The sequence below is a fragment of the Streptomyces sp. NPDC028907 genome, from assembly GCF_055564995.1.
Window position 1 is genome coordinate 231,533 of record NZ_JBVHVE010000012.1, and the last position, 19,249, is coordinate 250,781.

Annotated in this window: 18 protein-coding genes and 3 pseudogenes; 11 read left to right on the forward strand and 10 right to left on the reverse strand. The window is 68.6% G+C overall.

The window, feature by feature from the left end:
* Positions 1–676 precede the first annotated feature (676 nt).
* The gene (locus ACZ4UU_RS32720; RefSeq protein ID WP_471906997.1) at positions 677–1,561 is read left to right on the forward strand and encodes a universal stress protein; all 885 of its coding nucleotides are present in this window, start codon (positions 677–679) and stop codon (positions 1,559–1,561) included.
* A gap of 631 nt (positions 1,562–2,192) precedes the next feature.
* Positions 2,193–2,393: pseudogene (locus ACZ4UU_RS32725) on the forward strand (SulP family inorganic anion transporter); the annotation flags it as partial.
* On the opposite strand, the gene ACZ4UU_RS32730 reads toward ACZ4UU_RS32725, so the two are convergent.
* Positions 2,381–3,541 (reverse strand): BBE domain-containing protein, encoded by a 1,161-nt coding sequence (locus ACZ4UU_RS32730; protein ID WP_471906998.1) that lies wholly within the window; start codon positions 3,539–3,541, stop codon positions 2,381–2,383. The pseudogene ACZ4UU_RS32725 and the gene ACZ4UU_RS32730 overlap by 13 nt on opposite strands.
* A 98-nt stretch (positions 3,542–3,639) precedes the next feature.
* On the opposite strand from ACZ4UU_RS32730, the gene ACZ4UU_RS32735 reads away from it, so the two are divergent.
* From ACZ4UU_RS32735 to ACZ4UU_RS32745, 3 genes are read left to right on the forward strand one after another with little or no spacing between them, the layout of a single operon-like run.
* Entirely contained in the window at positions 3,640–5,073 is a 1,434-nt protein-coding gene (locus ACZ4UU_RS32735; RefSeq protein WP_471906999.1) for a family 2B encapsulin nanocompartment shell protein, read from the forward strand.
* 5 nt (positions 5,074–5,078) lie between these two features.
* Positions 5,079–6,419 (forward strand): family 2 encapsulin nanocompartment cargo protein terpene cyclase, encoded by a 1,341-nt coding sequence (locus tag ACZ4UU_RS32740; protein WP_471907000.1) that lies wholly within the window; start codon positions 5,079–5,081, stop codon positions 6,417–6,419.
* Positions 6,420–6,472: 53 nt separating this feature from the next.
* A complete protein-coding gene (locus ACZ4UU_RS32745) occupies positions 6,473–7,348 on the forward strand; it encodes a geranyl diphosphate 2-C-methyltransferase (RefSeq protein WP_471907001.1) in 876 nt (291 codons plus the stop codon).
* Positions 7,349–7,433: 85 nt separating this feature from the next.
* Here ACZ4UU_RS32745 and ACZ4UU_RS32750 read toward each other — a convergent pair.
* A pseudogene (locus tag ACZ4UU_RS32750) lies at positions 7,434–7,624 on the reverse strand (type I glutamate--ammonia ligase); the annotation flags it as partial.
* A 223-nt stretch (positions 7,625–7,847) separates the two neighbouring features.
* Between ACZ4UU_RS32750 and ACZ4UU_RS32755 the strand changes: the two are divergent.
* From ACZ4UU_RS32755 to ACZ4UU_RS32765, 3 genes and pseudogenes are all read left to right on the forward strand, one after another.
* A pseudogene (locus ACZ4UU_RS32755) lies at positions 7,848–8,395 on the forward strand (lysophospholipid acyltransferase family protein); the annotation flags it as partial.
* Positions 8,396–9,261: 866 nt separating this feature from the next.
* Positions 9,262–9,525 (forward strand): CopG family transcriptional regulator, encoded by a 264-nt coding sequence (locus ACZ4UU_RS32760; protein WP_471907002.1) that lies wholly within the window; start codon positions 9,262–9,264, stop codon positions 9,523–9,525.
* Positions 9,522–9,935: a DNA-binding protein gene (locus ACZ4UU_RS32765; protein ID WP_471907003.1), complete on the forward strand. Its 414-nt coding sequence runs from the start codon at positions 9,522–9,524 to the stop codon at positions 9,933–9,935. The genes ACZ4UU_RS32760 and ACZ4UU_RS32765 overlap by 4 nt, the downstream gene beginning before the upstream one ends.
* Before the next feature lie 268 nt (positions 9,936–10,203).
* Here ACZ4UU_RS32765 and ACZ4UU_RS32770 read toward each other — a convergent pair whose 3' ends face one another.
* The 6 genes from ACZ4UU_RS32770 to ACZ4UU_RS32795 all read right to left on the reverse strand — a co-directional run bounded on the left by ACZ4UU_RS32770 (position 10,204) and on the right by ACZ4UU_RS32795 (position 14,752).
* Entirely contained in the window at positions 10,204–10,437 is a 234-nt protein-coding gene (locus tag ACZ4UU_RS32770; protein ID WP_471907004.1) for a hypothetical protein, read from the reverse strand.
* Positions 10,438–10,683: 246 nt separating this feature from the next.
* Positions 10,684–11,829, reverse strand: coding sequence for an N-methyl-L-tryptophan oxidase (gene solA / locus ACZ4UU_RS32775; RefSeq protein ID WP_471907005.1), 1,146 nt, complete (start codon positions 11,827–11,829; stop codon positions 10,684–10,686).
* A 19-nt stretch (positions 11,830–11,848) separates the two neighbouring features.
* Entirely contained in the window at positions 11,849–13,252 is a 1,404-nt protein-coding gene (locus ACZ4UU_RS32780; RefSeq protein WP_471907006.1) for an NAD(P)/FAD-dependent oxidoreductase, read from the reverse strand.
* The gene (locus ACZ4UU_RS32785) at positions 13,249–13,518 is read right to left on the reverse strand and encodes an SDR family oxidoreductase (protein ID WP_471907007.1); all 270 of its coding nucleotides are present in this window, start codon (positions 13,516–13,518) and stop codon (positions 13,249–13,251) included. The genes ACZ4UU_RS32780 and ACZ4UU_RS32785 overlap by 4 nt, the downstream gene beginning before the upstream one ends.
* A 12-nt stretch (positions 13,519–13,530) precedes the next feature.
* The gene (locus ACZ4UU_RS32790) at positions 13,531–14,016 is read right to left on the reverse strand and encodes a RidA family protein (protein WP_471907008.1); all 486 of its coding nucleotides are present in this window, start codon (positions 14,014–14,016) and stop codon (positions 13,531–13,533) included.
* Between the two features lie 55 nt (positions 14,017–14,071).
* Entirely contained in the window at positions 14,072–14,752 is a 681-nt protein-coding gene (locus tag ACZ4UU_RS32795; RefSeq protein WP_471907009.1) for a haloacid dehalogenase type II, read from the reverse strand.
* A 622-nt stretch (positions 14,753–15,374) separates the two neighbouring features.
* On the opposite strand from ACZ4UU_RS32795, the gene ACZ4UU_RS32800 reads away from it, so the two are divergent.
* Positions 15,375–16,061 (forward strand): GntR family transcriptional regulator, encoded by a 687-nt coding sequence (locus ACZ4UU_RS32800; protein WP_471907010.1) that lies wholly within the window; start codon positions 15,375–15,377, stop codon positions 16,059–16,061.
* 204 nt (positions 16,062–16,265) lie between these two features.
* Positions 16,266–16,649 (forward strand): hypothetical protein, encoded by a 384-nt coding sequence (locus ACZ4UU_RS32805; RefSeq protein WP_471907011.1) that lies wholly within the window; start codon positions 16,266–16,268, stop codon positions 16,647–16,649.
* 20 nt (positions 16,650–16,669) lie between these two features.
* On the opposite strand, the gene ACZ4UU_RS32810 is transcribed toward ACZ4UU_RS32805, so the two are convergent.
* Together ACZ4UU_RS32810 and ACZ4UU_RS32815 are read right to left on the reverse strand one after the other, a co-directional pair.
* Positions 16,670–17,803 (reverse strand): IS630 family transposase, encoded by a 1,134-nt coding sequence (locus ACZ4UU_RS32810; RefSeq protein ID WP_471907012.1) that lies wholly within the window; start codon positions 17,801–17,803, stop codon positions 16,670–16,672.
* A 312-nt stretch (positions 17,804–18,115) separates the two neighbouring features.
* On the reverse strand, positions 18,116–18,397 hold the full coding sequence (locus tag ACZ4UU_RS32815) for a hypothetical protein (protein WP_471907013.1): 282 nt from the start codon (positions 18,395–18,397) through the stop codon (positions 18,116–18,118).
* A 309-nt stretch (positions 18,398–18,706) separates the two neighbouring features.
* Between ACZ4UU_RS32815 and ACZ4UU_RS32820 the strand changes: the two genes are divergently transcribed.
* Positions 18,707–19,192 (forward strand): RidA family protein, encoded by a 486-nt coding sequence (locus ACZ4UU_RS32820; protein WP_471907014.1) that lies wholly within the window; start codon positions 18,707–18,709, stop codon positions 19,190–19,192.
* The last annotated feature ends 57 nt before the right edge of the window (positions 19,193–19,249 follow it).

The following is a 19,249-nucleotide window of genomic DNA, read 5'->3' on the forward strand; positions in this document are numbered from 1 at the left end:
GTGTACGGCTCCGATCGCAGGCGTGGAAGACGCGTTTGAGGCCGCTGGGGAGAATCTGGGGAGAATGAGCCGCGCTCCGTTCAGGGCGGTCTCCTGCGATCGTGGGCGTTGGCGTTGGCGTTGGCGTTGGCGTGCGAGAGCCTCGCCGCTGACACTCGCCACCAAACGGCGGCCAGAGGTGGTCGCCTCGACCGAGAGATCAGCCACAACGACCTCCCAACCGTGTCAGCAACAGACAGCGCGGTGGAGTTCTTGTCCGGAGCCCATCCATCCTCCGGCGGGCCCACGCAAGAACCGTGAGCCTTCGCCCCCTGACTGCCAGTGGCAACGATCGGCCCGCTGGGCGCCGCTCCTCCGCGTGCCGACACGATCAGCGCTGAACAGCTCCGCTGCATCGCCCTCCGAGAAGTGGTGAACTGATCGCCCCCGGGATCGGGCTCCTGGATTGCTGAGGAAGGCAGACGCGGGTCCTCCTGCTGCCCTGACTGCCGGACGGCTCTGGAAAAGACTTCGCAGTCAGTTCGACTACGACGGCAACCGGCTTCGAGTTGGCACGCCGACCAGGTGAGTCACGCGCTCTACGCGACCTCGGCGTCCCTCGGCCCCACCGAGACCATGGCGGTCCAGCGGAGGGAGAATGGGAGGACATCCCGGCGCGCTGAAGGCGGTGGGAACCATGACGTTGCCCTTGGTCGTGGGTGTCGACGGCTCGGAGCCCAGCCTCCACGCCGTCGACTGGGCCGTGGACGAGGCGGTCCGCCACGGTCTCCCGCTGCGGATCGTCCACGGATCGCTCTGGGAGCGATACGAGGGGACAGCCCTGGCGGACGTCCCCGGGGCTGGGCCGGATGTGGTGACCGAGCACGACCTCGCCGAGAGTGTCGTGGCGCTAGCCGCCCAAGGTGCCCGCCGGCGCGCGCCGGGTCTGGAGATCAGCACCGGCGTGCTGCCGGAGGATCCTGTGTCGGCGCTGTTGCGCGAGGCGCGCCTCGCCAGTGCCGTCGTGACCGGGGCACGCGGCAGGGGCCCGATCAGGGAGCTCCTGCTCGGCTCGGTCAGTCTCTCCCTCGCGGCCCGGGCCCCTTGCCCGGTCGTCGTCGTACGCGGCCGGGCGGAGAACCGACAAGCCGCGGGCGGCCGCATCGTCGTGGGCGTTGGCAGTGCCACAGCCCCGGCAGCGGTCCGGTACGCCTTCCGGGAGGGCGCGGTGCGCGGGTGTGAGGTCGAGGCCGTACGGGCCTGGCGTCGCCCGGCGCACCGGACTGCGCCGCATCCGCTGCTGAGCGGGGAGCCCGCCCATGCCGAGGAGGACCATGCCGCGGCTCTGCTCGACGAGGCATTGGACGGCCTCGTCAAGGAGAACCCCGGTGTGATCGTGCATCGCACGCTGGTCGAGGGCTCCGCACGCCATGCGCTGATGGCCCGATCGGCGACGGCCGACCTCCTGGTCATCGGGGCCCATCGGCGGCACGGCCACCTCGGTCCGCAACTCGGCCTGGTGGGCCACACCGTGCTGCACCACGCCGAGTGCCCGGTGGCGATAGTCCCGCAGCAGGCGTGACATCAGCTGACTGCGGCGGTCACCAGGCGACCCTGAGCCTTTGCCGCCCGCAGTCGGCGCTGGTGGGCCGGTCAGTCGAAATGGGACTCAAGCGTGCCCCGACGCCGGATGTCGAGGGTCGCGCAGTGGAACAGCGTCTACCGGCCGCTTGCACGATCCGCAGCGATGCCGGGAACGCGAGCTGACACCATGCGACGGCTCTCGCTGCGGGCGGGGATCACTCCTGGTCACGGTGCGGTTCTGCGGCGTTGCGAGGCGGCCCCGTCGGCGGCGGGGCAGGCTCGTGCGGGGCGTGGGAAGCGGAGCCTGGGGCAAGCGCGATTCCGAGTGACGGACACCCACGCCCATGACGACGCGGCGGCGCAGCCGCAACCGTGCCAGTCCTCGGACCGCGATCGTTGATCAACCGTCGGCAGCTGCGCCCGCCGCTCTCGGCGAGATCGACTCGCGCCTGCTGGCGCCGCTGTGGTCGGCGCGGCAGGCCGGGGAGAGCAAGCGCTGTGCGATGAGAGCAAAGCGTGGCGTCCGGCCGGTCGTGGTGGGAGTCGTACTACGAGATCCACACCGGCATGGTGCGGACGCACCGCGCGGACTCCGACACGTTCGAGACGCTCTGAGGGGACGGGTGACCATGCTGTCGAAGTTCCCTTACCTGAGGCAGGACTTCCTCGCCTCCATCGTCGTCTTCCTGGTCGCCGTGCCGCTGTGCGTCGGCGTGGCGGTCGCCTCCGGTGTCCCGGCCGAACTCGGCCTGATCACCGGCATCGTGGGCGGCCTCGTCACCGGGCTCATGCGCGGCAGCAGCCTTCAGGTGTCGGGTCAGCTCGCGGGACCGCCGACGGCTTGTTGGTAGCGAAACAGGCCGGTGGGGTCGTAGCGCCGCTTCACGGCGACCAGGCGGTCGTAGTTGATTCCGTAGTAGGCGTGCTGCCAGTCGAGCAGGTCCGGGTCGGGGAAGTTGACATAGGCCGCGCGGGTGGAGAGGCGGCGGCGGAGCATGTGGTGGGCGGAGCGGGTCTGTTCCAGGAGGGCGCGGACCTCGGCCGGCGGGGCGCCGGGCTTCCAGTGGGTGCCGACGTCGATCACGAAGGTCGCACCGCGATGGGGGTAGGCCGTCTCGTCCGGGCGGGGCGTGGCGCTTTCGCCGCCCATGGCGAACAGGGTCACGTAGCCGGTGGCCCGGCCGGGCCCCGGCTGCCAGCCCCGTGTCCAGTCGGCCACAGCGGCCACGGTGTCGGGAGCGGGCCATCGGTCGGGGACGAGGGACTTGGAGGCGTAGGCGTCCTTCGCTCCGGGGGTTTCCATGAGGTAGTCCTGCGCGGACCAGAATCCGCGTTCCTCGATGAAGGTCCGGGTCGGCCGCAGTTGGAGGAGGGGTGTGAACAGGCGGCGCAGGGTGTCCTCGTCGCCGAGTCGCTGCCCGAGGAGCACCAGCGAGGTGCTGCCGTCGCCGGCATGCTTGAAGCCGGTCCGCACGTCGAAGTCGTCGCTGCGGTCCGCGTCGAGGATCTGCTGCAGTTCATCCACGCCCACCGTCAGCGGTTTGGGGAACACGGCGCGACATGCACGTTCTGTCGGTTGCCGGAGATGATCTTTCGATCCGGCCGAGTACCTCGGCGCCGTCGCGGGTGATCGCCCAGTGGCCGCCGTTCTCGTGTTTCCAGTCCTGGCGGTATGCCTCGAACCTGCTTGCCAGGACGATGAAATCCGCCGCTGGCACACGCGTCGACCTTCTACCAAGGTCCAGCTGGTGGTCCTGATCCGACCTGCCCTCGTGGGTCGCGCGGCCCACCGACCACAGCCGCCACGCCCACGCGGCGGTGACCGTTCATCCACGCGGCCCACGGATCGCCGGACACCGACACGTGGTGCAACAGTCAAGTTGACCTCGGACGCTCCTGAACAGGGCGTCCTTATTGGTGGGGCGCAGGGGCGCGCGCTCGGGGGCGTTGTCTGCGCTTGCGCGCCCGTTTCAGTCATTACCCATAGTGATCACTTCCTGCTAGTTCTATACACGGAGCGTGACTGCGACAGGTGTTGTCACGCCGATCAGTCGTACGAACAGGAAGAGGTGTGCCATGTCGGTCGAGACGAGCGCCCCGCCGGCGGCAGACGCCGCACAGCAGGACGAGCAGGAGCGGCAGAGCCTGAGTACCCAGGCCGCCCGGAATCTGGCGACGACCACCAAGTCCGAGCCCCAGATGCAGGGGATCAGCTCGCGCTGGCTGACCCGGATGCTGCCCTGGGTGAACGTGCCGGGCGCGACCTACCGGGTCAACCGCCGCATGTCGTACACCCTGGGCGACGGCCGGGTGTCCTTCGTGAAGACCGGCTCGAAGCTCCAGGTCGTCCCGGCCGAGCTCGGTGAACTGCCGCCGCTGCGCGGCTTCACCGACGACGACGCGCTCGGCGCGCTGGCCGACAAGTTCGTGCAGAAGGAGTACGAGCCGGGCCAGGTCATCGTGCAAGCCGGCCGGAAGGCCGATCACGTGTACCTGGTCGCGCACGGCAAAGTCGAGAAGATCGTCGACGGCCCCTACGACAACGACGAGTCGGTCGTCGGGCTGCTGGCCGACGGGGACATCTTCGGCGGGCAGACGCTGGCCGAACCCGGCAAGAAGTGGGAGTTCACGGCGCGCACGGTAACCGCCACGACGGTCCTCGCGCTGCCGCTGACGGCATACAAGGCCATCGCCGAGCGGCACGAGGGACTGCGCGCGCATGTGCGGATGATCAGCTCCAACGGCCACCGGAAGACGAACAGGTCCGGCGAGGCCGAGATCGCGCTGAGCTCGGGCCACACCGGCGAGGCCGCTCTGACGCAGACGTTCGCCGACTACGAACTCGCCCCGCGCGAGTACGAGTTGAGCGTGGCCCAGACGGTGCTGCGGGTGCACAGCCGGGTCGCCGACCTCTACAACGAGCCCATGAACCAGACACAGCAGCAGCTGCGGCTGACCATCGAGGCGCTGCGCGAGCGGCAGGAGCACGAGCTGGTCAACAACAAGGAGTTCGGCATGCTGCACAACGCCGACTTCGACCAGCGGATCTCCACGTTCTCGGGCCCGCCGACTCCGGACGACCTGGACGAGCTGCTGAGCATGCGACGCAAGACCCGCTGTCTGCTCGCCCACCCCAAGGCGATCGCCGCGTTCGGCCGCGAGTGCAACAAGCGTGGCATCTACTTCGGCGGCGTCGAACTGCACGGAAACCACCTGCCCGCCTGGCGCGGAGTGCCCCTGCTGCCGTGCGGCAAGATCCCGATCAGCAAGCAGGGCACCTCGTCGATCATCGCCATGCGCACCGGCGAGGACGACCAGGGCGTGATCGGCCTGTACCAGACCGGCATCCCCGACGAGGTCGAGCCCGGCCTCAACGTGCGCTTCATGGGCATCGACGAGAAGGCGATCATCTCCTACCTGGTCAGCAACTACTACTCGGCGGCAGTACTGGTGCCCGACGCCCTCGGGATCCTGGAGAACGTGCAGGTCACCCGCACGAACGGGAGCTGACGACGGTGTCGCTGATCTCCCGGATCACCGCGCCCGCCGCGGGTCACGACGTGGCGGGGCTGGTGCGGGCGCTCCTCTCGACGGGCGCGTCGGCCTCGCCGCGGCCGTCGGCCCCCGCGCAGGCGTCGCGCGGCCCGCGACTGCCCTCGGCCCCCACCGGGCTGGGTACGACGGCGGCACGGATCTCCTCCGGTACGGGCGCCGCCCGCCCCCGCACCGTCCCGAGCGGCGCCGCAGGCGTCACAGCGCCCACCCTCCCCCTGCCGCCCCCGTCGGCCGCCCGGCAGGCGGTGCCGACCCTGCCGACCGGCCCTACCGGACTCGGCACGTCTGCTGCCCGGCCGGCACCGGCTCCCCAGGCCCGCAGGGAACCGGCACCGGTGGATCCCGCACCCCGGCTCCACTGCCCGCCCGCCGTCCGCGACGACCGGGCTCTCGGCGAGACCGTCACCGAGCGACTGGTCGAGTGGGCCGAGGAGATCGGGATCTACCCCGGTCAGCTCGACAAGATCCGCAAGGCCGACTTCGGACGGCTGATCATGCTCGCCCACCCCGAGTCGGACGACCCCGATCGGCTGCTGGCCGCGGCCAAGTGCGCGCTGTCGGAATGGGCGGTGGACGACCACTACGTGGACGGCGAGGTGGAGGAGGCGCAGCACGACCTGCTCGGCCAACGGCTCGCCATCGCCCACTCGGTGATCGACCAGGCGAACCTCCCGCTGGCGTACGCCGGGCAGTTGGAGGAGGTCGTCCAGGCGGACCCGGTATGCCGGGCCCTGCGGGACAGCCTGCGCAACCTCCACTCGTACGCGACGACTTCACAGGTGCGCCGCCTGCGCCACGAGCTGGGCATCATGTTCGTCGCCTACAACCAGGAGGCCGTCTGGCACACCAAGGAACAGACCCCGCCCGTCTGGGAGTTCCTGATGCACCGGCACGAGAACAGCTTCATCCCGTGCATGGTGCTCATCGACGCGGTCGCCGGCTACGAGTTGCCGTACGGCGAGTTCGCCGATCCGCGGGTACGGCGCGCGTTCACCCTGGCGGGCACCGCCAGCGTGATCGTCAACGACCTCTACTCCATGGGCAAGGAGGACCCGACGGACTTCAGCCTGCCCCGGCTGATCGCCGCCGAAGACGACTGCTCCCTGCAGGAGGCGGTCGACCGTACCGTCGCCGTCCACAACGAACTCATGCACACCTTCGAGGCGGAGGCGGCCGCCCTCTCCCTCACCGGCTCGCCCGAGCTGCGCCGCTTCCTGGCCGGCACCTGGGCCTGGCTCGGCGGCAACCGCGAATGGCACGCCGCCAGCGCCCGCTACCACAGCGACACGAACGCGGCCTGAGCCCCGCTCCGCCGCCAACTCCACCCCCCACCCTGATAAGGACTCTCCGCTCCATGTCCAAGATCTCCACCCAGATGGAAAGCATCGCCATGCGCGACGTCCTGCGCACCGAGTACCAGAAGTCCGTCGCCGACTACTGGAACGCCGAGAAGGACCCCGTCAACATCAAGCTCGGTGAGGTCGACGGCCTCTACCACCACCACTACGGCCTCGGCGAGTGGGACCCGTCCGTCCTGGCCGGCCCGCAGGACACCCGTGACCAGCGCATCATCGAGGAACTGCACCGCCTGGAGACCGCCCAGGCCGACGTCCTGCTCGACCACCTCGGCGACATCACCCCAGACGACCGCCTCCTGGACGCCGGTTCCGGCCGCGGCGGCACCAGCATCATGGCCAACGCCCGCTTCGGCTGCCACGTCGACGGCGTCAGCATCTCCGAGCAACAGGTCGCCTTCGCAGGCGAGCAGGCACGCAAGCGGGGCGTGGCCGACAAGGTCCAGTTCCACTTCCGCAACATGCTCGACACCCGTCTCGACACCGGATCGCGCCGCGCCATCTGGACCAACGAGACCACCATGTACGTCGACCTGCTCGACCTGTTCGCTGAGTTCTCCCGCCTGCTGGAGTACGGCGGCCGCTACGTCTGCATCACCGGCTGCTCCAACGACGTCACCGGCATGCGCTCCAAGGCCGTCAGCAAGATCGACGAGCACTACACCTGCAACATCCACCCCCGCAGCGAGTACTTCAAGGCACTCGCAGCCAACAACCTCGTTCCCATCCAGGTCATCGACCTGACCCCGGACACCATCCCGTACTGGGAACTGCGCGCCAAGTCCTCCGTGGCCACCGGCATCGAGGACCCTTTCCTCACCGCGTACAAGGAAGGCAGCTTCCACTACCTCCTCATCGTGGCCGACCGCATCTGAGGCCGCGGCATCCCGACGGAGCACCGGCGCGGCGCGCGAAGGCCAGGCCTCGGCGCGCGCCGGAGTCCGAGTGATCCTCGCACCGGGCGTGCCTGAGTGGACCCACGATGTAGCGGCGAGCGGTGTCCGACAGGCCGGCGTAGCCCTCCTCGCCGTAGAACAGCGGCTCGCCGCCCAACCACAGGTACTGGTGGGTGTGCAACCGGAGCCGTTGTCGCCGAAGATCGGCTTCGGCATGAACGTCGCGGTCTTGCCGTTGCGCCAGGCGACATTCTGGCCCATCGGCGGGTGCAGAGCGGGAGCGACGCAGCCGGCAGACGGACCCACCCCACCGGGGAGTGGCCAAGCACTCATGTCCGGAGGGATTCTGGTGGTGGTCGCCCACAGGCCCGGGCGCAGTGGTCTCGGACCTGCGTCAGCATTCGGTGAATGGTGCTGGCTTGTCTATACCCGCCATGGTGACGTGATCGAAGTGCTGGACGTCGGCTGCGCCAGGTGACTGGGCGCGGCGATCGTCGCCGGGAATCACCTGTCCTTCGCGGACCCCCTCCTCATGCCCACGGTCCTGAAACGGCGCATCACGTTCCTGGCCTAGGCGGAGTACTTCACGGCGCCGGGCATCAGGGGCCGACTGACCGCGCTCGTGCTGCGCGGTGCCGGGCAGATCTCGGTGGACAGGTCGGGCAGGACCGCGGCGCAGGCGGCGATCCGGGTCTTGGGGTACTGGCGAAGGGACAACTGCTCGCGATCTATCTGGAGGGCACGCGTTCCCCCGACGGTCACCTGTACAGGGGCAGGGCCGGGGTGGCGGTGATGGCACTGGCCGCGCAGGTTCCGGTCATTCCGTGCGCGATGCTGGGCACCTTCGAGCTCTGGCCTTCGGGACGTGTCCTGCCGAGACTCCCGCCAGTCACGATCCGTTTCGGGGAACCACTGGACTTCTCGCGCTTTGCGGGAATGGCGCAGCACAAGACGGTGCTGCGGGCCGTCACCGACGAGATCACGTACGCAATCTTGCGGCTGTCGGGCCAGGAGTACGTCGATCGGTAGGCGGCCGACGTCAAGGCCGGACAGGCAACGGGGCGGCAGGGCTGAGACCCGCCACCCCTTGGCGCGATCCGGCCCGGGCGGCGTCCGGTACTCGTGTCCGGGGGATTCTGGTCGTAGTCGCCCACCCGGCGGACAGGCCATGCTCATCACCGCTGTGGCCAAGGACCCGCGGAAGGCACCGGCCGGCGCCACCAGGAGGCTTCGGCTTCCGTCGACCTACGGTCAGCTACGCTCCGTGCTCACCCGCTGATCTGGGACGCGACCCGCCCCTCCCCTTGCCGTCGCCTTCAGGAGCGCCGCTCCGGCGCGTCGCGCACCACTCGCCCGAACCGCCTGTCAGGCCAGTTCAGCATGGCGGAAGAGTGCGGCGTAGCCGACGGGAGCCGGCACAACCCGGGGTCGGACACTGCGGGCGGGCCGCGCCGCCCTCCCCTATCGTGGAGACATGGGCGAAGTCCTCGTCGTGTACGAACTCGACAAGGCGGTGGCAACACGCAGCTCCCCGCGCGTGGCGCGTGGCGCGGAACGGCCCGTCCACCGGGTGCACGCGGCACCCACCGCCGCCTCAGGGACACCCGATGCGACCGGGCCACGAACCCTCTGTGGCAAGGACACCTTCGCCATGGAGACATCCCACTGGAAACCCTCCGAGCACCCTGAGGCTTCGTGGTACCCCGCAGAGTACGCATCCTCGGTATGCCCTGACTGTAATGCCGTAATGGAGACCTGACCGGCGCGCCGACCGCTCTCACCTGCCGCATCGCCGTGGGGATGTCCGCCGCGATCGCCACGTACATACGCTCGTGCAACTCGATCCTGGCCACGTCGACACGCCAAGGAGGATAGTAGGTAGGATTGGTGGCATGAGTGAGCCTACCGGCAAGTACTCGATCACCATGCCGCGCGACATCGCCGAAGCAGCCAAGGCCCGCAGCGGCCCCTCCGGCCTCTCCGCCTACGTGGCCGCAGCCGTCGCCCGCCAGATCGAGCGCGACAACCTCAACGAGCTCATCTCCGTCGCCGAGGCCGAGCACGGGCCCGTCACCGACGAGGAGATCCAGGCGCTGCGCGACCAGCTCCACCAGGCCCGTAGGGAGCAGACGCAGGGCGGAGCGGACGCGGCGTGACCCGCTCCCCCGCCCTCCCCGGCGGCACCCTCGTCCTGGACAGCGAAGGGCTGGCCAAGGCAGTCCTGCGCGACCGCACAGTGACCGGGTGGCTCGCCCTGGCCCGCGCCGACGACCTCCGGGTGATCACCTCCGCGGCCACCCTCGTGGAAGTCGTCCATCCACGGATCAACCGCCCGGCCCTGGAGTGGACGCTCTCCCGCCTCATCGTCGAACCGGTCACCGAGCCCATCGCCCGACACGCCGCCGCCCTCCTCGCCGACGCCGGCCTGCATGGCCACGAATACGCCATCGACGCCATGCTCGGCGCTACCGCCCTCGCCGCGCCCGGCCCCGTCACGATCCTCACCTCCGATCCCGAGGACCTCACCGCGCTGTGCGGCGGACGGGCCACCGTGATCAAGGTCTGACCCAACCCCCTCCTCGATCGCGACGGGCTCCGCAGCGGTCCCCTTTCACCCCGGACGCCACTGATCCCTCAGGGGCAACGCGGGCACCAACTGGCGCAGCTGCCCGGCGGTTAACCAGTCCACCAGGCGGGGCCTGTCCAAGACCCTGCGCCCGGCGATGATTGGCGCTTGTCTCCACGGCCCGCGGCGCGCCCGAGGCGACCGTCGGCGAGCGGGACCGAGCGCCTTCCCACCGGGAGGCGGCTCTCCCGGGCAGCGTGGCAGGTGCTCACGTCCACCGCGCCCTGTCAGCGGCACTGCGCGCCCCTGACTTGCCGACCGCTTGCGGGAATCGGGCGCTCAAACCACCAGACCTGAACGCATGCGGGTTGATCTCCGCGCGGCTGCGCGCCATGGAGAAGGCCCGTTCACGCGTGAGCCGCACCGGGCCGTCGAGGAACAAGGGTCCGCTCGTCAGATCACCGATCAGCCGGCCCAGCAGCGATGCCGTCAGCTCACTCACCGGGACCCACCCCGGCATGCCCGGCCTCACCGGCTCCCGAACTCGCACCTGCCGGCGCGGGAGGTCCGCGCGAGCGCCCCGAGCAGGGCCCAGAACGGCGGCCGGGACGAGGACGGCCCAGAGGGCGCGTTCGGCATACAGCTGGTTCTCACCATCGTTGCGAGACATCAAGAGATGAGCCGCACACCGACCGTCAGCCGGATGGCGATACCGAGGTCACTGCGCCGAGGCGGCAGGAGTGGGCGGCTACCTGGTCTTGAACCGGTCCGGACGTACGAAGTCCAGGCCTTCGAACGTCTGCTTGCCGAGCGCCTCGTGTGCGGCGATGTGGCCGTAGCCGGTCGCCATTTTGAAGCCCTTGCCGGAGAATCCGGTGGCGCAGTAGATGCTGCTGTTCTGATCCAGCCAGCCGATGAGGGGATGCCGGTCCTGGGTGAAGAGGTCGGGGAAGGCGTCGGAGCGCGCGATGGTGGGGATCAGGCCGGGGAAGAACTCGGTGACGGTCTCGGTGACCTTCTCGATCTCTTCCTGGGTGAGTTCCCTGGGCACGGCGTCCGGGTTGGGGGTTGCCCGTGCGCGCCCGGCCAGCGGTCCGTCGATTGATGCCTTGACCGTCACGCCGTCGACGGCGGGTGCGCCGTACATGGAGCGGTCCTCGTACCACCGGCTGAAGGCGGGGAAGTTCTCCGGCGAGAACTGGGTGCCGTCTTCGGCGATGAACCAGGTCAGGACGATCCGATGGGTTTCGGTGACGGCCTTGAGGTGGTCGGGCATGAGTCTGCGGGACCAGCCGCCCGAGGCGACGATGACCTTCTCGAACGTCCAGGTCCTGCCGCCCGAGGTGACGACGACGCCGTGGTCGGTTTCGGTGATGCTGTCGACGGGTGTGTTCTGCAGGACGGTGGCACCGTTGGCCCGGGCCGCCGCGACGGCGGCGCTGACGGCGCGGTCGGTGCGCAGAACGCCGCCGCGGGGGTCGTAGACGGCGCAGTCGTCGGGGCGGAGGTTGTGCTGGGGGTAGCGATCCGCTATCTCCTCCCGGCTGAGGACGCGGTGCTCGGCTCCGTTGTCGCGCGCTGTCTCGATGAGGCTGTTGATGAAGTTACTGTTTGCCGTCCCGATGGTGAGGCCCCCGGTGGTGGTGAGGATGTCCTGTCCGGTTTCCGCTTCGAGCTCGGCCCACAGGCCGCGGGAGCGTTCGATGATGGGGTAGTACTCGGGCCTGCCGAGGTAGATCATGCGGAACAGGCGGGTGTCCCCGCCCACGGCACTGCGGCCGTGGGCGGGGGTGGCGGCCTCGAAGCCCACGACCGAGTCGGTCAGCCGGGAGGCCTGCCACAGGGCCATGCTTCCGATGCTGCCCAGGCCGATGACGGCGAGTTGTGCGTCCATGGGAGCGGTTCCTTCTCGTCTACTCGTGAAGTCCGGCGAGCCTGCTGCCGAACTTGGCCAGGAGTGAGGTCTTGCTGGAGTTCCTGCGCTCTTCCCACTGGTCGGCGATGCCGAAGAGCCGGTACATGGCGTGAACGCCCAGCCAGCGAACGGGTTCCGGTTCCCACTTGCGTGCCCGGTAGCCGACCCAGGGGAGAGTGGTCCGTTCGGTTTCCCTCTCGAAGGCGAGCTCCGCGAGAGTTCTGCCGCCGACGTAGGCCGACGTGACGCCGTGTCCCGCGTAGCCGGTGGACGATCCGATCCCGGATGCCGGGTCCCAGAGCACGCCGCCGTTCCAGTCACGCGTGACGCCCAGGACTCCCGACCATGCGTGGTCCACCTCGAAGGGGATGTCCGGGAAGAAGGTACTGAGCTTGTGCGAGATCAGGTCGATGGTGGACTGGGCGGTCGCACCGGCTCCTCCCGTACCGGACCCGAAGCGGTAGGGGACACCGCGGCCCCCCATGGCGATACGGCCGTCCGATGTCCGCTGGGCGTAGATGAACGTGTGCGCGGAGTCGTTGAGGCACTGGGGCCCGTCCCAGCCGATCTGCTGCCATGCCTCCTGCGGCAGGGGCTTGGTCACGATCATCGAGGAATTGACCGGGATCAGGGTCCGGCTGCCCAGCAGCTGTCCAGAATAGCCCTCGGTGCAGATGAACGTCTTCGCCGCGGTGACACGACCGTCGGCCAGGGTGAGGGTCTTGCCCCCGACACTGTCCACTCGGCTGCCCTCGTAGATCGTCACCCCCATGGAGGTCAGGGTGTCGGCGAGGCCGTAGACGAGTTTCGCGGGGTGGATCCGCGCGCAGTGCTTGTAGAAGAGCCCGCCGTGGACGGTGGAGATGTTGACCTGGGACTGGAACTCGTCCCGGTCGAGCAGGTGGACCTCGTCGTCGGTCAGTCCGTACTTCAGGTCGGTATCACGCCTGGTGACAAGCCGGCCCAGCCCCGCCCGAGTGTGGGCGGCGACGAGCGCGCCGCCCTTGTGCTGATCGGCATCGATGCCCTCGGCCTCAAGGATGTCCAGGACCGCGTCGACGCCGGCGACGAACTCCTGCTGCAGCGCCCGGCTCGCTGCCATTCCTCCGCCGGCGCGGGCGAAGGCGGCACGGTTGCCCGGAGGCATCGCCGAGAGCCAGCCACCGTTGCGTCCCGATGCGCCGTAACCGACCTGTTCGGCCTCGAAGACGGCGACCGAGAGCGACGGTTCGAGCTTCTTGGCGAAGTACGCCGCCCACAGGCCGGTATAGCCGCCGCCGACAATGGCCACGTCGATGGAGTCCTGGCCGGTGAAGCGGGGGAACGAGGGCCTCTTGTCGGCCAGTTGGGCCACCCAGAAGCCGAGCTCTCCGTTTCGGGGTGGTGCCGCGAGGGCGTTCATGGTGCGTCCTTTGTCTCTGGGAACCGCGTGGGCCGCTGCTGGAAGGCGGTGTGGCCGGTGTCGACGGGGTGCGTTGCCCCGGGGATGTACGAGGATTCCGGCGACGCGAGGAAGAGGACGGCGTCGGCGATCTCCTCGGGAGGGGCGAGGCGCCGGAGCGGGATCTGCCCCTCGCGTCGGCCAGCAGGATTGCACCGGGGTGTCGATCGTGCTGGCCGAGGGCGTCGAGTTGCACGTCGAAGCCGGGCCACCGCCGCACTGCTCATGAGCGGCTCGCGCTACACAGCGGTGCAGACGACCTGGATCTCGACAGGGGTGTTGAGCGGCAGCCCGGCGACACCGATCGCGGTGCGGGCGTGGCGTCCGTTCTCACCCAGTACCTCGATGAACAGTTCGCTGGCTGCGTTGGCGACGTTCGACTGCTGACCGAAGTCCGGCGTGCTGGCGACGAAGACCAGCATCTGCACGATCCGGACCCGGTCCAGGTCACCCACCGCCTGCGCAGCGGCAGCGAGCGCGTTGAGGGCGGCATGGCGTGCGAGCTCTTGCGCGGTCTCCAGCTCCACGTCCCGGCCAACAACGCCCTGACCCAGTAGCTCGCCGTCCTTGAAGGGGAGTTGGCCGGAGAGGTGGATGGTGGAGCCCACCGTCCGGTGGGGCACGAGGTACGTGGTGCCGGCGAGGACGGGTAGCTTCAGTCCCAGGGCCTGGAGCCTTTCTGAAGCCGACTCACCCTTGACGGTTTGAGGCAGGGGCTGAGTCATGCCGCCACCCTCTTGCTGTGCATCATTTTCCTCAGTTCTCCGCTCAGGCTCAGCGTCAGGGGCGCGGCAGGCCGAAGAGGACGGGAAGGTCGGCGATGTCGGTGATCCGCTCGTAGCCGAGCCAGTGCTCGTCGTGCTCCCAGCCGCGGTCCATGTACACCTTGTTCTTGATGCCCATGATCGCCGCGGAGCGATGGTCGTACATCGGGCTCGCGGAGACGTGCACGAGCTCGTCGGGTGCGACACCGAGCCTGTCGAACATGTACTCGAAGGCGCGGAGTCGCGGCTTGTAGACGCCCATCTCCTCGGCGCTGATGACGACCTCGAAGGGGGCCTTGAGGTTCTCCGCGAGGCGCACGGCGTGCGCGGTGTCGCTGTTCGTGATGATGACCAGCGGGACCGCCTCGGCCAGGCGGTTCAGCGCCTCGGTGACACCGGGGTACGGGCCCCAGGTGGGAATGCGCTCGTACACCGCCCGCGCCTCGCCCTCGCGGTACTCCAGACCGACACTGTGCGAGGCGCGTTCCATGGAACGCGCGACGACCTGGTGGAACGGCTGGTACGCGCCCGTGCACTCGTCGATCCGGTACGCCTTGCAGATCCGCAGGTACTCATCGGCGACCTCGGCCGGCAGCCGGTCGCCCAGAACCTCACGCATCGTGTCGTTGATGCTGAACTTGATCAGCGTTCCGTTCATGTCGAACGTCACGAACTTGGGCTTGACATCGAATCCCACAGGGTCCTCCTCGTGCGTTAAGTGGAGCAGTTTGGCCACAGGTCGATTGTCGACCATTCACTTGGTCGATTGTCGACCAAGTAGGCCTCGACTGTCAACCACATCGGAGGAGTGCCTCAGGCAGACCCGGCGCTGATCCGCTTCCAGAATGGATGAGGTGATCCGCCGGGTCGGGCGCAATCGGCTCTCGGTCGAGGTCGCCTCCGAGTTCGTGCAGGCCGGCAGAGCCCCGGGCTCATCGAGCAGGCCGCGAGCAACGGCAATGTCACCGGTCAGCCAGGCGCTCAGCTTCTGGCGTGGAACCTGGTACCGACTCGACGAAGAAGAAGTGTTGGCGTCCGGAGAGACGAAGATGCGCCCACAGCGCTTCCCCTTGGTCGACTGCATTCCACTGCAGGTCCGCAAGCGTCGGTGTCGCCAGCCCGGCATCTGCCTGAGAGCCAACGGCCCTGCCCGAGGCACCGCCTGCCACCGCGACCCGCGATCCGGATGGGGCACCGCTGTGAGTATCAGTGAGCTCCGTGCCTGGCAGTCAACTTGAGGTGTGGATGCGGAAAAACCAGCAGAGGTATAGTCGACAAACGACCAGATGGTCGGGTGTGGAGCAGGGGAGTGTGACGGGGTGGACCACAAGTTCGAGTGGCAGGAGCAGCGGACGACGACGCCGGACGGTGTCTACCGCACACTGCGTGCCGCCATCCTCGATGGCAGCGTCCCTCCTGGTGGCCAGCTGCGCGAGGCGCACATCGCCACGGATCTGGGGATCAGCCGGTCCCCGCTGCGCGAGGCGCTGACCAAGCTGGAGGAAGAAGGGCTCGTCGTAAAGATCCCTTACCGTGGCGCGTTCGTCGTAGAGGTGAGCGCTCGCGAGGTCGCCGAGATCGACTCGGTCCGGCTACGTGTCGAACCGTACGCCGCCGAACTCTCGGCCGAAGCGCTGCGCGGCGCCGAGCGGCCTCAGTTGCTGCAGACCGTCGAGGATCTGCGCCGGGCCATGGAGAAGGACGACATCCCGGCCAGCATCGACGCCCACCTCCGCTTCCACCGGCTCTTCTACGACCTCTCGGGGCACGGCGTCCTGCAGGCCATGTGGAACGGCTGGGAGACCAAGCTGCGCCTCCACCTCAGCGTCGATCACCGCACGTACAGCGACAACCCGCAGCAACTGGTCGTCGAGCACGAGAGGTTGGCCACGGTCGCCCTGGAAGGCGACACCGACACGTTCCGCCAGGAACTGGCCGCCCACTTCCCCATGGGGCTGGGAGCCCGGACGGCAGAACCGGGGGAACACCCGCCCCGGCACGCTTGAGGCCATGCCGACGTGCGTGAAGCGTCAAAGCCCGCCCGCCGTGAACGGGCCCATTGCGGCCACGCGACGCCGCTGCCAGGTTCGTCACCACGGGCCAGCAGGGCAAATCGGTGCTAGTGCCGCATCAGCCAACGTTCGCCCCGCCCCGTCCTTCCGGGCCGGGCGGCAGGCAGATGTCGGATGCGGTCCCCGTAGTCTCGCGGGGTGCATTCTCATTTGAGCTTCGAGAACCCTCCGGCTCTGCCTCACGAGGTGGTGGTCGAGACGTTGGAGCGGGCTCTGCGTGACCGCTCGGCGGAGGGCGAGGCGGCGGGCGTCCTGGTCGGGACCGCGTTGAACGATGACGACGCGGAGTTCGTCGAGCACTGGTGCGTGCAGGTCGGGACGCGGGCTGTGTCGGGAAGTGCACTGCTCGGGCTGGCCGGCTTGTGCCTGGGACACACCGCTCGACGCTTTGGGCGACTCAGCGATGAGGCCCTCGCGCTGGCGAAGTCGCTGGCGGCGCGGGCCGAGGCCGACCCGACGGACGTGGACGGACGGGCCCTCGACGGTTATGACGATGTCCGGAGCTTCCTGCACCTGTGGTGACGCCGGCCTGCCGCGCCGGGTCAGGCGGCGTTGGCCCTGTTCACGAGGGTTTTGAGGCGCTTGTCGGCGGCGTTCTTGTTTCGCCAGATGATGTAGCGGCGGATCATGCTGCCCTGGGCCTTGTGACTGGGGTGGTCGGTGCCGTCGGGCGCGAAGTAGCGCAGGGCCGTGAGCTGGGCCTCGATCCGGTTGAGCCAGGAGCTGTTGGTCGGGGTGTAGGCGATCTCGACGTTGTTGGCCTCGGCCCAGTCCCCCACGCGGCGGCAGCGCCTGGTGGTCAGGTGGGGTGAGTAGTTGTCGCAGATGATCGCGATGCGCACGTCGGTCGGGTGCAGGGAGCGCAGGTAGCGGCAGAACTCCAGGAACTTCGACCTGTTCTTCGTCTTCTGGATGTGGCCGTAGAGCTGGTCCTTGCCCAGGTCGTAGGCGGCGAACAGGTGCCGGACCCCGTGCGGGCGGGTGTAGGTCGCGCGGCGGCGCGGCCGTGGTTCGCGCTCGGGGTCCTTGTGCTTGCCGCCGCGTTCGGCCCACTGGCGACCGGGATGGGGCTGGAGGTTGAGCGGCCCGAACTCGTCCAGGCAGAACACGACCTCGGGCTCGCCCGGCTCGGGAAGGACCTCGCCGTCGGCGATGGCGTAGAGGTGCTCGACGCGGGCCTTCTTGGCCTCGTAGTCGGGATCCTTCGAGGTCTTCCAAGTCTTCAGGCGTTGAAAGGTGACGCCTTCCTCGCGGAGCAGGATGCGCAGGCCCTCGTGGCTGATGTCGTCGACCACCCCCTCGGCGACCAGGAAGTCGGTCAGTTTGACCAGGCTCCAGGTCGAGAATGGCAGGCCGTGCTCGACCGGCCTGGACTTGGCGATCTTCTTGATCTCGCGGCGTTCGGGCAGGGTGAAGGTCCTGGGCCGGCCGCCCTTGTACTTGGGGTAGAGCGAGGGGAAGCCGTCGGTGTTGAAGTTGTGGATCACGTCCCGGACCCGGTCCGGGCTGGTGAACGTCACCCCGGCAACCTTGGCCACGTCCATGCCCTGTGCCGATAACAGCACCATCTGGGCCCGTCGCCAGGTCACCACCGACCCGGTCCCTCGGCGGACGATCCGCAGCAGTCGCTGCCCTTCGTCGTCATCGATCCCGCGGACGCGTACACGCTCAGCCACCCGCACAGCATGACGCACAACGCGCCGCCCGGATCACCACCGGACGACACGTCACAACAGGGCGAACGTTGCTTGATGCGGCACTAGTGACAGCGGCGAGCGACGGCTTGGCGCCGTCGGCGCCAGTGAGACCACTCGGCGCGCGCATGCTGATCAGGGACGGGCCAACGGCAGTGGGTGAGGGGACAGTTGCCAGGGGCCGCCGAACTTCTGTCACGGTGCGGGGCGCGAGGCAGGATCCTTTTCTGCCCCTTTTGCCGCTGCGTCGGCAGCTATGACGGCCAGGAAGGCAGGCGCCGTGCCCAGCGGCGCCTAGGCGAGGTAGTAGGCGTTCCCCTCGGGCTCGCCGGTGCTGCGGCGGGCCAGCGCCCACCGCTGGTGGGTGGGCATCTCGCCGTCGAAGTCCTCGATGGACGTGATCTGCAGGGCCGCCCAGTGATAGACGCGCGGGCCCTTCGGGCCTTCCCCGCACGAACGTCGCTCCCATGCTTCGTTGGAGGGCCTGGGAGAAGAGGTGATCGATGTGTCCGAGATGCGGCACCTGCTGTGACTTGGGGATCGCGAGGACATGTCCCAGGCCGGTCTCTCCAGCATGCGTGCCGAAGCGGATAAGACCGGTGAGCCAGGTCCCGGCGTCGACCGTCGCTTCCAGCAGCGGCGGTGCAGCCGCATGCGGTGATCCGAGGTCGCGTTCGAGGCTGAGCTTGGTATTGACAGTGCTCACAGGCGGCCATATGGTCGACAAACGACAAAGAGGTGGCTGGTTTAAGCCACCATAAGGCGTTTTATCGCCACTGTTACTCGAGGAGAGAGCCGAGTGCAGATGATCAAGATTCATGCGAAGAGGGTTCTCGGGGCCCGCCCCGTGGGCATGTGCCCTGTCCCGTCCGCGGAGGTGACGGGATGAGCCAGTCCGTGACTTCGGCAGCGCACACCGACTCGGCTTCCGCTCGGCTTCAGGCTCTGGGTCTGACCCTTCCCGAGCTCCGAGACAACCCGTACTACGTGCACCACCGGTCGGTGGACTCCAGCATCTACATCTCGGGCCAGCTGCCTTACAAGGACGGTTGGTTGATGGGGCAGGGCATTGTCGGCCGGGACGTCGACCTGGAGACGGCGCGGGAGCTCGCGCGCCATGCCGCGCTCAACGCTCTCGCCGCCGCTGTGCAGGCGGTGGGCGATCTGGAGCGGGTCCGGATCGTGCAGATGCTGGTCTTCGTGGCCAGCACGCCGGACTTCGGTGAGCAGTCGAACGTCGCCAACGCGGCCAGCGAGCTGCTCATCGAGGTGCTGGGCGAGAACGGGCGGCACGCGCGCACCGCGATCGGTGTCGCAGGGCTACCGGTCAACAGTCCGGTCGAGATCCAGATGGTCTGCACCGCGGTGTAGGCCTCACCGACGGTGGCGGTGTCCGCAAGCGCGCGACGCAGCGGACCGCACGCGTTC

Excerpts from the sequence above, each read along its gene's own strand:
- ACZ4UU_RS32780 (WP_471907006.1), bottom strand. The coding sequence starts at position 13,252 with ATGAACGCCCTCGCGGCACCACCCCGAAACGGAGAGCTCGGCTTCTGG.
- ACZ4UU_RS32735 (WP_471906999.1), top strand. The coding sequence starts at position 3,640 with ATGTCGGTCGAGACGAGCGCCCCGCCGGCGGCAGACGCCGCACAGCAG.
- solA (WP_471907005.1), bottom strand. The coding sequence starts at position 11,829 with ATGGACGCACAACTCGCCGTCATCGGCCTGGGCAGCATCGGAAGCATG.
- ACZ4UU_RS32820 (WP_471907014.1), top strand. The coding sequence starts at position 18,707 with ATGAGCCAGTCCGTGACTTCGGCAGCGCACACCGACTCGGCTTCCGCT.
- ACZ4UU_RS32720 (WP_471906997.1), top strand. The coding sequence starts at position 677 with ATGACGTTGCCCTTGGTCGTGGGTGTCGACGGCTCGGAGCCCAGCCTC.
- ACZ4UU_RS32730 (WP_471906998.1), bottom strand. The coding sequence starts at position 3,541 with ATGACTGAAACGGGCGCGCAAGCGCAGACAACGCCCCCGAGCGCGCGC.
- ACZ4UU_RS32785 (WP_471907007.1), bottom strand. The coding sequence starts at position 13,518 with ATGAGCAGTGCGGCGGTGGCCCGGCTTCGACGTGCAACTCGACGCCCT.
- ACZ4UU_RS32745 (WP_471907001.1), top strand. The coding sequence starts at position 6,473 with ATGTCCAAGATCTCCACCCAGATGGAAAGCATCGCCATGCGCGACGTC.
- ACZ4UU_RS32790 (WP_471907008.1), bottom strand. The coding sequence starts at position 14,016 with ATGACTCAGCCCCTGCCTCAAACCGTCAAGGGTGAGTCGGCTTCAGAA.
- ACZ4UU_RS32815 (WP_471907013.1), bottom strand. The coding sequence starts at position 18,397 with ATGCTGGAGAGACCGGCCTGGGACATGTCCTCGCGATCCCCAAGTCAC.
- ACZ4UU_RS32760 (WP_471907002.1), top strand. The coding sequence starts at position 9,262 with ATGAGTGAGCCTACCGGCAAGTACTCGATCACCATGCCGCGCGACATC.